The organism is Aminipila butyrica, from assembly GCF_010669305.1.
Taxonomy (GTDB): Bacteria; Bacillota; Clostridia; order Peptostreptococcales; family Anaerovoracaceae; genus Aminipila; species Aminipila butyrica.
Genome location: NZ_CP048649.1, coordinates 2,556,612 through 2,569,761, shown reverse-complemented (window position 1 = coordinate 2,569,761; position 13,150 = coordinate 2,556,612). Strand labels below are relative to the sequence as shown.

General features: G+C 43.5%; 8 protein-coding genes and 1 riboswitch. Of the genes, 1 reads left to right on the top strand and 7 read right to left on the bottom strand.

Translation table 11 applies throughout. From position 1 onward, the window contains the following. Nucleotides 1-23: 23 nt before the first annotated feature. The 7 genes from hisD to Ami103574_RS12215 all read right to left on the bottom strand — a co-directional run bounded on the left by hisD (nucleotide 24) and on the right by Ami103574_RS12215 (nucleotide 8,188). Nucleotides 24-1,310: a histidinol dehydrogenase gene (gene hisD / locus Ami103574_RS12245; protein WP_163067264.1), complete on the bottom strand. Its 1,287-nt coding sequence runs from the start codon at nucleotides 1,308-1,310 to the stop codon at nucleotides 24-26. Then, a complete protein-coding gene (gene hisG / locus Ami103574_RS12240; RefSeq protein ID WP_246213144.1) occupies nucleotides 1,288-1,962 on the bottom strand; it encodes an ATP phosphoribosyltransferase in 675 nt (224 codons plus the stop codon). Before hisG ends, hisD begins: the two co-directional genes overlap by 23 nt. Continuing rightward, nucleotides 1,946-3,070, bottom strand: coding sequence for an ATP phosphoribosyltransferase regulatory subunit (locus tag Ami103574_RS12235; RefSeq protein ID WP_163067263.1), 1,125 nt, complete (start codon nucleotides 3,068-3,070; stop codon nucleotides 1,946-1,948). Before Ami103574_RS12235 ends, hisG begins: the two co-directional genes overlap by 17 nt. Nucleotides 3,071-3,291: 221 nt before the next feature. After that, on the bottom strand, nucleotides 3,292-4,311 hold the full coding sequence (gene gap / locus Ami103574_RS12230; RefSeq protein WP_163067262.1) for a type I glyceraldehyde-3-phosphate dehydrogenase: 1,020 nt from the start codon (nucleotides 4,309-4,311) through the stop codon (nucleotides 3,292-3,294). Between the two features lie 127 nt (nucleotides 4,312-4,438). Beyond that, complete coding sequence (locus Ami103574_RS12225) at nucleotides 4,439-5,098, bottom strand: GntR family transcriptional regulator (RefSeq protein ID WP_163067261.1); 660 nt, start codon at nucleotides 5,096-5,098, stop codon at nucleotides 4,439-4,441. Nucleotides 5,099-5,135: 37 nt separating this feature from the next. Then, on the bottom strand, nucleotides 5,136-6,263 hold the full coding sequence (locus Ami103574_RS12220) for an isocitrate/isopropylmalate family dehydrogenase (protein WP_163067260.1): 1,128 nt from the start codon (nucleotides 6,261-6,263) through the stop codon (nucleotides 5,136-5,138). 2 nt (nucleotides 6,264-6,265) lie between these two features. Beyond that, nucleotides 6,266-8,188 (bottom strand): aconitate hydratase, encoded by a 1,923-nt coding sequence (locus tag Ami103574_RS12215; protein WP_163067259.1) that lies wholly within the window; start codon nucleotides 8,186-8,188, stop codon nucleotides 6,266-6,268. Between the two features lie 300 nt (nucleotides 8,189-8,488). Next, a riboswitch (cobalamin riboswitch) is annotated at nucleotides 8,489-8,668 on the top strand. A 311-nt stretch (nucleotides 8,669-8,979) separates the two neighbouring features. Here Ami103574_RS12215 and Ami103574_RS12210 point away from each other — a divergent pair. Beyond that, the gene (locus Ami103574_RS12210) at nucleotides 8,980-13,134 is read left to right on the top strand and encodes an RCC1 domain-containing protein (RefSeq protein WP_163067258.1); all 4,155 of its coding nucleotides are present in this window, start codon (nucleotides 8,980-8,982) and stop codon (nucleotides 13,132-13,134) included. Nucleotides 13,135-13,150: the final 16 nt, after the last annotated feature.

Genomic DNA, 13,150 nt, shown 5'->3' with positions numbered 1-13,150 from the left:
TTAATTTATTTCTGTAGGGATGATTATGGGATGGAAACTGCTGCTTCCAATCGAACCAGCAGGCTTCTGGCGTGGGCGGACAGGCCTTCTTGTTCTGCAAAGTAAGCGGCCTCTTCCGCTACAGCGGCTAGGGCTTCTCCTGTGTAGTAGGTGTACTGGTACTTTTTTACGAAGTCGTCTACAGACAGGGGACTGGAGAAACGGGCAGTACCACTGGTAGGTAACGTATGGTTCGGGCCTGCTAAGTAGTCACCTAAGGCTTCTGGACAGTTTTTGCCCAGAAACACCGAACCGGCGTGACGAACTTGATCCAAGTAATCAAAAGGGGTATCCAGGCACAATTCTAGGTGCTCGGGAGCCATGCGGTTGGCCAACTGGATAGCAGTTTCTAAATTTGCGGTGAGGATGATTTTGCCATGGTGCTCAATGGCGTGGCGGGCGATGTCTTCTCGTGGCAAGAGCGGCAGCTGTCGCTCCAATTCCAAGTTGACTCCCGCTGCCAGCTGAGGGCTGTCGGTTACCAGCACCGCGCTGGCGAGTTTGTCGTGTTCTGCCTGGGATAACATATCAGCGGCCAGATGACGGGGATTTCCGGTGCCATCAGCTACAATGAGAATTTCACTGGGACCGGCAATCATGTCAATATCCACCAGGCCGAAAACCTGTTTCTTCGCTTCGGCCACGTAGGCATTGCCCGGGCCCACGATTTTGTCTACTTTGGGAATCGATTCGGTGCCATAGGCCAGGGCGGCTACGGCCTGTGCCCCGCCAACCTTGAATATTCGGTCTACACCGGCTATTTTGGCGGCAGCTAAAATCATTGGGCTGATGTTGCCTTCTTTGGCGGGCGTGACCATAATCAGTTCTTCCACACCGGCTATTTTAGCCGGTAGGGCATTCATCAGCACCGAGGAAGGATACAGGGCTGTGCCCCCCGGGACGTAGAGGCCCACGCGTTCTAAAGGCAGTACTTTCTGGCCTAGAACAATGCCGGTCTGGTCGTTGAGAATGAAGCTGTTTCGCCGCTGACAGCTGTGAAAAGCGGTGATGTTAGCAGCAGCCTTTTCTAAAATAGCTAAAAATTTTGGATCTACCCCATCAAAAGCTGCCTGTAATTCCTCTGGAGTTACCTCTAGATGGCTGGGGGCCGCTCCGTCGAACCGAGCACAGCAGCGAAGGAGCCCTTCGTCTCCGCCTTCTCGCACCTCTGTGATGATGCCGGCCACCGCCTCTTCCAGGCCAGAAGAGGAATGAATCCGCTGAAAAATATCGGCATCGGTTGTGCCGTCATATGTTAAAATCTGAATCATATGTACATGCTCCTTTCTCTAATGGAGGGCACTGAGCCTTCATTTGACTGCAAAGGCGTTCAATCCGGCTGCTTTTAAACTGAAAGCTGGCTTTGTTAGCAATCAGTCTGGCACTGAGGGGGATGACGGTTTCAATGGCTTCCAGATTATTTTCCTTTAGGGTGGTGCCCGTCTCTACAATATCTACGATGACGTCAGAGAGGTTGAGAATAGGGGCCAGTTCGATAGAGCCGTTTAACTTGATGATATCAATAGCCCGACCTCGATTACCATAATATTCCCGAACGATATTTTTAAACTTCGTAGCTACCCGCAGGGTGCGGTCAGTATTGTCCCGAAAGTCTTTTTGAGCTGCCACGGCCATCCGACACTTGCCGATATTCAAGTCCAGCAGTTCGTACACGTCGGGAGTGTATTCTAAAAGAATATCTTTGCCGGCTACACCAATGTCTGCCGCACCACGTTCCACGTAAATGGCCACATCCGAAGGCTTTACCCAGAAATAGCGCACGCCGGCCTGCTGATTTTCAAAAATCAGCTTGCGATTGTCTTCTTCCACAGCGGGGCAGGGGAAACCTGCCGTTGCAAACAGCTTATATACTTGGTCGCCTAATCTGCCTTTGGGCAGTGCGACGTTAATCAGTTGATTCAAGAGTTTCTAGCCTCCCACCTTTAATTTGCAATAATTTTTTATATTTAAGTTTTTCTGGAATAAGGGGCTGAACTTGAACGCTCAGGCCTTCTTCTTGGAGCTTTTTTACCGTTTCAATCAAAAGTGTCACATCGGTGCTTTCCTGGTACAGCAGCAACACGTCTATATCGCAATCTTTCTGAACGCTTCCTAAGTAATCCAGCAGGTCCAGGTAGATGGCAAAGCCAAGGGCCCCTTGGGTCTTGCCCATTTTTTCCATGAGCTTGTCGTATTGGCCTCCAGAGAGAACGGCGGAAGGAATGCCCTGGATAAAACCCTGAAAGACCAGGCCGTTGTAATAGTTCATGCCTCCTTTGATAGAAAAGTCCAGCAAGATGCTGTCTCCATGGTCAGGAGTGAGAACTTGGCAGATGCGCTCCAGTTCATCTAGAAGAGAAGCGGTTTTTTCGCTGGTACAGATGGTTCTCAGCCTAGGCAGAACCACTTTCGGCGGGCCGTAGGCAGCGAGTAAATCTGTGAGCCGCTGGCAGGCTTCCCGACTGCTGCCCGCTTGCTGGCAAACTGTTTTAATGCCGTGGCGGTTTTTCTCACCAATAAATTGCAGAATTTGTTTTTCCTGCTCCCAATTCAACGACAGGTCCGCTAGCAGAGCAGAGAGAATACCCATGTGAGAGAGGGAGAGAATGTAGTGGCTGTGGATGGCCTTCAAGCTTGCAGCAGCTAACAGGCTTACTTCCACCAAATGGTATAAGTCGATGAGGCCCATACACTCCAGACCCAGCTGCATGAATTCCCGGTAGGTGTGGGTGTCTTTGGAAACCCGATAGATGTTTTCATGGTAATAGACCTTTTGCAGGCCTCCTCTATCTTCTTTAATATTTTTGATGATAGATAAGGTCACATCAGGCTTTAGCGCCATGAGGCGGCCATCTGTATCCGTAAAGGAGATGATGGTATCGCTAAGGAGAAAGTCTTTATTGCGGGCGTATAAGTCGTATTCCTCAAATTTACTCATTTTAAAGGGACTGTAGCCATGGCTTTCATAGAGAAAGCGCAGATCTAAGGTGATTCGTTCTTCTTGGCTTAACAAGGTTTCTATTGGTTTCATAAGACCATCTCCATCTGTGCAGCCCTCTTATTTTGCTGAACAGGGCTTACTAAAACAACTTTGATTTAACACGATAACAATATAACACTTTAAAGCGATAAAGTAAAGAGGAAAATGAAAAAATTGTGTAAGAACACAAAAAAACGATGGAATATTGGGTAATATTCCATCGCTATAAGGTTTCAATTGAACAAGCCATCAAGAGCTTGTGGGCAGTTTTTTTAGAAGAGCGTAGATAAATGATCCAACGTCCGAACCAGTTGGGCTACATAGCTGCTCTCGTTGTCGTACCAGGCTACTACCCGTACTTCGTAGACGCCAGTGCCGCTTCGAGCTACCAGTGTCTGAGTGGCGTCGAAGAGGGAACCGTAATCCATGCCGATGATGTCGCTGGAAACCAGTTCTTCCTCACTATAGCCGAAAGAAGAAGAGACTGCTTTTTTCATCGCTTCATGAACGCCCTCTAGGGTAACACTTTCCGTAGAATCCTTTAAAACGGCATCTAAAATGGTTAGGGAGCCGCTGGCAACCGGTACTCGCTGGGCGGAGCCAATCAGTTTGCCATCCAGCTCGGGGATGACCAAGCCAATGGCTTTTGCGGCACCCGTACTGTTGGGTACGATATTAATGGCGGCTGCTCTCGCCCGCCGGAAATCATTTTTTTTATGAGGGCCATCCAGAAGCATCTGATCTCCAGTATACGCGTGAATGGTAGTCATAAAGCCTGTCCGTATTTCCTTATAATCGTTAAGGGCTTTAGCCATAGGGGCCAGACAGTTGGTGGTACATGATGCGGCGGAGATGATGGTATCTTCCTTTGTGAGGATTTCTTCGTTGACACCGTATACCACGGTCGGCAGGTCATTTCCAGATGGGGCGGAAATCAGCACTTTTTTGGCACCGGCCTGGATATGGGCCTGGGCTTTCGCTTTCGATGTAAAAAAGCCTGTACATTCCAGAACAATGTCTACATCCAGCTCCCCCCAAGGCAGATTGGCGGGGTCCGATTCCTTACAGAAGCGAATCCGCTGACCGTTGACCGTCAGGGAATCCTCATCGTGCTCAATGGAATATTTGTCGTACTGTCCTTGAACACTGTCGTGCTTCAACAGATAGGCCAGCATGTCTGTCTGGGCCAAATCATTGATAGCCACTATTTCAAAAAGCTTTTCTTCAAAGATGCGCCGGAATGTCAACCGTCCAATTCGTCCAAATCCATTAATAGCAATCTTTTTTTTCATGTTGCCTGAACCTCCTTATATGAATCACCGGGCCAGAGAAGGGCACTCGTGATTCCTTCCATTATCCTATTGTGTTTGAATTTCCGGGAAGCTATACCTATTTTTGGCGTATTCCCGGAAGGAACGGTCAGCGTGGCCGGGACATGGACTTTTCCATGTGTTTGGTCATAGCTAGAGCACCTGCTTCCACATCTTTGTTTTGAAAGGCCTCAAAGATGGCCCGGTGTTCTTCCAGTACTTCCGCCAGATAATTCTCCGGATAAGGAGTTGGCCGGCGGCTGTGCTTAATGTAAATTTGATAAGAAGAGAGCACATGCTGGAGCATCCGGTTATGGGAAGCTGTGTAAATCAGCTGGTGAAAGCCGGTATTGATGTTCAGCATCTTGTCAATATCGTTTTTCTGTGTGTAGAATTCCATGAATTCAAAGGTTTCTTCCAAGTCTTCCATCTCTTCGTCGGTAATACGCTGGATGGCCCATTTCACAGCCTGGACCTCGTAAGCTTTGCGCAGCTCGTACATATCGGCCATATCTTGGGGAGAAAAGCCGATGACAAAGGCTCCCCGGTTGGGGATAGTCTCAATTAGCCCTTCCATTTCCAGCTGCCGCAGGGCTTCCCGCACAGGAGTTCGGCTCACCTGGTATTTATCACAGATGCTTTGCTCAGTAAGCTTTTCGCCAGAACGCATTTTTCCTTGCAGAATATCTTTCTGCAGTTTGGAAAAAAGACTGTTGGAAATCGGTAAATTTTGAGATTTTGCATGTTCGTTGTGTTGGTAAAGTACCATGTTCGTAAGCCTCCAATCCTGAGATATTAAATATCTCTTACAGGCGAGCCAGCACACAGTCTGCAAAGGCCGCTGCTGTTTCACCAGAGCTGTCTCCGGTCATAGACTTTTCTGCCTGGGCAGCTTGAAGAGCGTCAGACAGCTTATCTGCTTTCTGAGCCTGACCGATGTGACGAAGCATCATCTCTGCTGCCTTGAGGATACTGGACGGGTTCGCGTAGTCGGCGATGCCGTCAGCCACCATTCGCGGAGCACTGCCGTGGATGGCTTCAAACATGGCATACTTTCCGCCTACATTAGCGCTGCCCGCTGTACCTACACCGCCCTGAATCTGTGCGGCCTCATCAGTAATGATGTCGCCGTATAGGTTCGGCAGGATGAATACGTTGAAATTGGAACGAATCTGTTCATTAACCAGATTTGCAGCCATGATGTCCACATACCAATCATCTACTTTAATTTCCGGATAGTCTTTGGCCACCTGATAGCAGAGGTCCAGGAACTTTCCGTCAGTCTTCTTCATAATGTTGGCCTTGGTGACGATGGATACATTTTTACCGCCGTTGGCTCTGGCGTATTCAAAGGCTGCTTTGGCAATGCGCTGAGTGCCGCCTGTGGTGGTTACTTTAAAGTCAATGGCGATGTCTGGGCTGATTTCAATGCCGCGGCTTCCCAGGGCATATTCCCCTTCGGTATTTTCCCGGTAGAACACCCAGTCAATGTTCTTTTCCGGAATGAATACGGGCCGCACGTTAGCGAAAAGATCTAGTTCCCGGCGCAGTGTTACGTTAGCACTTTCGATGTTTGGCAGATTGTCGCCTTTTCCCGGGGTGGTGGTTGGGCCTTTTAAAAGCACAGAACAAGCCTTGATTTCTGCCAACACTTCTGCTGGCACCGTAGCATTTTGGGCAATGCGGTTTTCGATAGTCAGTCCTTGGATTTGGCGCAGCTCTATTTTACCGCTGACAATCTCTTCTTTGAGGAGAACTTCCAGTACGCGTTGCGCTTCTCGGACAATGACTGGTCCGATGCCGTCTCCATCAATAACGCCGATGACGATTTTATCCATGTGTTCAAAGTCGGCGAAGGCTTCGCCTTCTTTCATGCGTTCCACTCGAGCCAGCTGTTCTGTAATAATTTTCTCAAAATCCTGTATATATGTCATGGTTACGCTCCTTTAATGGAATTAATTTTTCCGCCGCAGAGAATCATCTGCATCTCTAATTCGGAGAAATGGGAAAGTGTACGGTATACCTTTCCTGTCTCTTGGTTTTTCACTAAAATAACCGCTTCCTGAACCTGCTTATCTGCCTGTTCAATGACCAGCTTTTGACCAATAGCCAGTTCGTCGTAGTCTGCTGGATTTTCAAAGACCAACGGCATGATGCCGCTATTGATCAAGTTAGAACGGTGAATACGAGCAAAGGATTTGGCCAGCACGAACTTAACACCCAAGTAAAGGGGAGCCAAGGCGGCATGTTCTCGGCTGCTTCCCTGACCGTAATTTTCACCGCCGATAATGGCGCAGCTTCCAGCCTCCTTGCAGCGAGCAGAAAACTGACTGTCAATCTTCTCAAAACAGTAGTTGGCTAAGTGGGGCACGTTGGACCGGTATGGCAGCAGTCGGGAGTCGGATGGCATAATATCGTCAGTGGTGATATTATTCCCCGCATGAAGAACGACGGTCGCTTCTACAGTGTGGCCTAAAGCGGTATTCCTCGGGAATGGCTTGATATTTGGTCCCATTTCTACCGGGGTATTCTCTTTATTGGTGCCTTCAGGATAGACGATAAACTGATCACTGAAGGTAAAATCTACGGATTCGATGGCTGGCAGGTCTCTGCCAGAGTTCATGCCATCGGTAAGCAGGCCGGTAATGGCAGAAATAGCCGCTGTCTCTGGACTGACTAGATACACATCGGCATCCAAGGTACCGCTTCGGCCCTTAAAGTTTCTATTGAAGGTTCGCAGGGACACTGCGCCGGATTTTGGCGACTGGCCCATGCCGATACAGGGTCCGCAAGCGTTTTCAATGATTCTGGCACCGGCATCAATCATGGCGGCTAAGGCTCCGTTTTGAGCCAGCTTCGATAAGATTTTGCTGGAACCCGGGGAAATAACCAGACTCACGTCCTGGTGTACCTTGTGGCCTTTCAGGATGGCAGCTACCTTCATCAGGTCTGTGTAGGACGCGTTGGTACAGCTGCCGATAGCTACCTGGTCGATTTTAATCGGTCCGATATGACGGATGGAATCTACGTTGTCTGGACTGTGAGGCATAGCAGCCAGCGGAGTCAGCTGAGACAAATCCACGGTAAGGGTTTCGTCGTAGATGGCATCTGGGTCCGCAGCCAGAGCAGTAAAGTCCTGGGGCCGGCCTTGTTCTGTCAGGTACTTCTGAGTATTCTCATCACTTGGGAAGATAGAGGTGGTAGCGCCTAATTCAGCACCCATGTTGGTGATGGTGGCCCGATCTGTAACGGACAGCGACTTGACGCCTTCGCCAGTGTATTCTACAACCTTGCCGACACCGCCCTTTACAGTCAGCTGCTGGAGTACATAGAGAATAACATCTTTAGCGGAAACCCAAGGGCGCAGGGAACCGGTCAGTTCTACCTGAATCACCTTTGGAACCGTTAAGCTATACGTACCCTTGGCCATGGCCATCGCTACGTCTAAACCGCCGGCGCCGATGGCAATCATGCCCAAGCCGCCGCCGGTAGGTGTGTGACTGTCGGAGCCTAACAGGGTTTTGCCTGGCTTGCCGTAATTTTCCAAGTGGAGCTGGTGACAGATGCCGTTGCCTGGCTTGGAGAACAGTACCCCATGACGCTGAGCGACACTTTTGATGAAGGCGTGGTCATCGGCGTTTTCAAAGCCTGTTTGCAGTGTATTGTGGTCGATATAGGCCACGGAAAGCTCCGTCTGAATCTTGTCCACGTTCATGGCTTCCAGCTGGAGATAGACCATGGTTCCGGTAGAATCCTGAGTTAAGGTCTGGTCCATTTTAATGGTTATTTCGCTTCCTGGGGTGAGGGTGCCCTCCAGCAGGTGCGCTTGTAGAATTTTATAGGTTAACGTATTGCCCATTTAAGTCCTCCTCTGATATGCGTGCAGGTGAAAAAGAGAACGATGTGCTGTTCTCCCTTCAACTTTTACAAATTCAAAACATTGTATATGTGTATACGATTATACAATTAATAGGGCTTGCTGTCAAGGTTTCCGTGGGGAAAATGGGAAGAAAAGGGCAAAAATATTATTATTATATTTTAACGTAAAATGTCGAATAATGAAAGAAAAAGGCAAAAAATGATAAAACCAAAGGCTTAATAGAAGGGGTATAATAGAATTAATTTAATCTAGCATTTATGTTCTGTATATTAAAAGTCTCGGTGATTTCACTCTGTGACTAGTAATAGGATAGCTAAGAGGGAAGCAGGTTTGAATCCTGCGCGGTACCGCCGCTGTATTCGAGGAGTCTATCAGAATAACCACTAAGAAATACTTGGGAAGGACTGATAAAGATGGTGATTCGTAAGCCAGAATACCTGCATAAAATGTGATGTAATCCGACGGATAATCGGCAATGCATGGAAGAGGCTTAGACAACATAAAGTGTGTGTTTGTTGTGTATCTTTTAATATTATACAGAAATACGGCTGTAGCAATTTCGCTACAGTTTTTTTGTGTGCAAAAAGATTATTTGAAGGAAAATGTATATTTCAAGTGTACAAAGGGGGGACAGATAAAAAATAGTAGGCAACGAATCTTTGATGAGAAGCCTTTTGAGGATATTACAAGAGAAAGGCTGTACTGTCAATGAAAAATCGTAACAATGATTATAAACAGGTTTTAATTATAATGATACAGGGGAGAAAAAAATGCATAAATGTAAAAAAGCTTTAATATTTATTGTAACTTTGTCACTTATTCTTTCAAATTTTCAATTTGGATTCGCAGACCAAAAGTTGATTTATGAAGATAAAGAAAATGCTAAACCAAAAACCAATTCTTTTGAAAGTAAAGAAGATATAAAAGCTGTAACTGTACTAAATAATAAATCACAATTAACTACAAATAGCTCTATTGAGTTATCTGATGACAGTGCTGATGGAAAATACTCATTAAAAGTAAGTGTTGGTAATGATAGAACGGCAAATTCATGTTATATAGATTTAATGACCTTTAACAGCAGCGAGGAGCTTATGGCTAACCAATTTGGTAAGATGAAGCTATATGTAAAACCCGCCCAAAATGCAAAAGAATTAACAGTTTTGATAGATGATAAAACAACAAGAAGCTTTAAGGTTGGGGATAGATTAAAAAGCGGACAGTGGAATGAGATTGAAATTGATCTTTCTTTACTTGATTCCTGGCATAATATTAATAATGTTAAGGCAATGATAAATCAAAACTCTGTATGGTATTTTGATAAAATAGAGCTTAAAAGGGAAAAGTCATTTGATTTAGAGCGTTTATCTCAGGCATCGTTTAAATCTGCCACAGCTGAGCAACATAATATACTTTATTACGGGCAATCAACACTAAACAATTCTATGGAACATGGAAAGCTCAGTGGCATTAAAATTAGTGAAGATACGAGGAATTCTTCTGAATCGGGAACTATTAAGCTAAAAGACGGCATTATAAGTAAGATTGCTGAAGATAGACTTAAAGCAAGTAAAGATGGACGATACCTATATTATATTAAGAGTAATGATGGGTTTTATAAATATGATAGACAGACGCAGGAAGAGATTCTAATAAGAAAGCCGGAAGTTAAGCTTGATGGCCCTTCACAAAGGGTAAACTCATTTGATGTTAATTCTGATACTCAAAATATTGTTTCAAATATTGTGGATGAATATACACCATGGGTAGAAGTTTCTAATGCAAATGGCAAGAGTTTGGGTTTGAAAAAAGATGGAACAGTTTGGGAATGGACACTTCGTTTTTTTCCTGATGTCCATTGCATATCTAAACAAATAGGAGGGTTAACTGGAGTAAAATCCATTTCTGCAGGACCGAATCATTGCTTGGCACTTAAAAAGGACGGAACTGTTTGGGCCTGGGGCAAGAACTTTCAGGGAGAATTGGGAAACGGAACAACGGTAGAGACAGAGACTCCGATACGCGTTTCTAATTTAACGGATGTTGTCTCAGTAAGTGCAGGGGATAATTTTAGTTGTGCGGTAAAGAAAGATGGAACCGTATGGATCTGGGGAAAATCAGATTTAAACGACATTCAAAAACTGCCAACACAAGTCCTTTCATTAAAAGATGATAACATTGTTTCTGTTTGTGCGTTTGCTTCTTATGGATTAGCCTTTGCTAATGACGGGTTTTATTTTATAAATGGTAAGAGTAAGGGCGTAAATTTATATAAGAAGAATGATATAGCCAGCCCTTTTCTAATCTCAAGGGGGAATAATCATTTGCTCGTTTTGGATAAACAAAAAAACGTATGGTCTTTTGGAGATAATTCAAAAGGCCAATTAGGAATTGAAACTACCAACAGCGGTATTGCACTTAATAAGATTACCAATCTAAGCAACATCATTTCAATAACAGCTGGATATGATACTAGCTATGCTATAAAAAAAGATGGAACCATATGGGAATGGGGTTCAAGCCACAAAGGTGAATTTCTATATATACCAAAGCAGCAAGATTTTTCTGGTAAAAAAATTATTGCTGTGGAGGATACGATAGGTATAACTAAGTTTTTGACAAATGATAATAGAGCTATTTATTATAACAAATTTAAAGATGGAATAGACTTGACTAATAATATAGATATTAATGGGCAAAAGGTAACAGATATTGGTGCACAATATAAGGTTGATAAGTTACAGTATTTATCAAACGATATACTTATGTTAAAAGAAAATCAATATATAATGAATGAATTTGATAAAGATATAGAGACGGGAATTTACCGGTACAAATTATTTGAAATTAAAAATAATGGGATTACTGAAAATATTATATCAGAGGATGAATATCTCAATTATTTGTCTATGAACGGAAATCAAGAAAAATATTTTTCCTATAAAAAGGAACAAGAGAAAGATGAAAATGCCTATATTATTTCCAAATATGGTGTTGACAGGACTTTTACAGATCGAGGAAATGAAGTTGTTGTAACACATACAAATACAAAAGGTGAAAAGGTGACAGAAAACGTAGTTACACTTAAATCCTACATCCAAGCTATAATAGAGAATCCTGGAAAAGATTTGTTGATAGTGAAAACCAAACCAAATACAAAGACGATAATACAAAATACAACTAAAAACAAGACAAATGAAACATCAACAACGACTAGTAGTTCAACTTCCACAGCAATTAATGTTCCAGTGCCTATAAACCAAAATACGCGTGTAGACGGTACAAAAACAGATAGCGAATCTACTTCAACTACAGTAAAAAGTGTAGGAGAACTTTCACCTGAAAGTACTACCATCACAAACTCAGTTCAAACGCAGGAAAAGTATGATTGGTATGCAATAGATGTAAATAAAAAGACGGCTACTTTATTGAATTTTGACTATGATAATGGAACGGTTATAGGAATTAGTGATAATGAGAATATTGTAGAAATAACTTATGTAGCGGATAGTATGATTTTTACTTATCGCTATGATCGACTTTCAGGGAAAATAGTAAATGATGAAAGCGGTCTTGAGAATGTAAAATTCAATATCTACCTCAATACAAAAGGTCCTGACGGTGGGTATTTGAAAACGAAACTTACAAGCTTAAAGGCCAATGTGATTGACATTAAAGCAAACAGCAAAGCAGATACAGCCTTTGTGAAATTACAGGATCAAAAATGGTATATGGTAGATGCGAAAACCAAGTCTGCAAGAGAATTAAAAATAGATTTGAATGATCCGGAGATTATTTATGTAAGCGAGAATAACAAGCTGTACCTCTATGATGCCAATTCCCGATACATGATATTTGATGTGCAGACAGAGGAAATGAAAGATATCCGGCCAGCAGATGCTGATATTGATAAATATTTGGTAGCAGAAGATGGAAGACAGATTATCTATAAGACTACAAATAATGAATTAAAGGTGAAGTATCTAGATGAAATAACCGAAGCTGCAGGACAGTATTATCTACTTTCCTTTGATGGAAAATGCACGTTCCAGAGCTATAAAAATGGAAGATGGGTTACTGTTCCAAATCCCAACAATCTAACAGATGAAAGTTTTGAAAAATACGGCATGAGTCTTTTGGAAATGAATGCACTAAATAGTGAAGATTTTAATAAGCTATATATAAACGACAGACAGATCTACTCTGTAGACGTAGCTGCTATGATAAAATCGGGAGCATATTACGGCTCGCAAAACATCAGGCAAATAAGATGCTTTATCAATGAAGATGATATGGACAGTAAACTGTATGGGCAAAAGACCTATATGGCCAAGGAAGAAAATATTAGTCTTGATAATGTAAGAAAAATAAATGGCATAAATGCGGTAGAGTCCGTTAACTTACCAACAGAATATGTTTATTTTCTAAAAAAAGGAGACAAGTATCTGACATACAATGAAGAGGGTGAATTTAGTGAAGGGGATAGTATAGATTCTTTATTAAAAGATGTCAGGAAGAACTGGATTGATTTAAAGCTAGCAGGTATGACAAAGGCAGAATTAATTAATATTCCCGCAGAAGCGTTGACAAAAGAATTTCTAACAGATGCAACGTCCGAAGCGGTTATGGGGATTGTTTATGCTGCTAAGCTAGATGATGGGGATATTGCAAAATATAAAGTGGCTTTTCGATTAAGTACCACAGAAAATTACTTTGAAAGTGAAAACTTAAAGATTGTTATTCAGCAAAATGATGGGAAAACAAAAGAATACTCCAATCTTTCGAAAGTACAGGTGGAGGATTTTATGGAATGGGTGGCAGGAAGACAGGTAAATCAAGGTCCAATTTTCTACCGCTTAAAAAGTGGAAACACAAATGAGTTTATAAACTATTACATGATTGTCAACGTGACAGTTCAGGAATAAAGGACGTTTATTTAAT

Excerpts from the sequence above, each read along its gene's own strand:
- hisD (WP_163067264.1), bottom strand. The coding sequence starts at position 1,310 with ATGATTCAGATTTTAACATATGACGGCACAACCGATGCCGATATTTTT.
- Ami103574_RS12225 (WP_163067261.1), bottom strand. The coding sequence starts at position 5,098 with ATGGTACTTTACCAACACAACGAACATGCAAAATCTCAAAATTTACCG.
- gap (WP_163067262.1), bottom strand. The coding sequence starts at position 4,311 with ATGAAAAAAAAGATTGCTATTAATGGATTTGGACGAATTGGACGGTTG.
- Ami103574_RS12235 (WP_163067263.1), bottom strand. The coding sequence starts at position 3,070 with ATGAAACCAATAGAAACCTTGTTAAGCCAAGAAGAACGAATCACCTTA.
- Ami103574_RS12210 (WP_163067258.1), top strand. The coding sequence starts at position 8,980 with ATGCATAAATGTAAAAAAGCTTTAATATTTATTGTAACTTTGTCACTT.
- Ami103574_RS12215 (WP_163067259.1), bottom strand. The coding sequence starts at position 8,188 with ATGGGCAATACGTTAACCTATAAAATTCTACAAGCGCACCTGCTGGAG.
- Ami103574_RS12220 (WP_163067260.1), bottom strand. The coding sequence starts at position 6,263 with ATGACATATATACAGGATTTTGAGAAAATTATTACAGAACAGCTGGCT.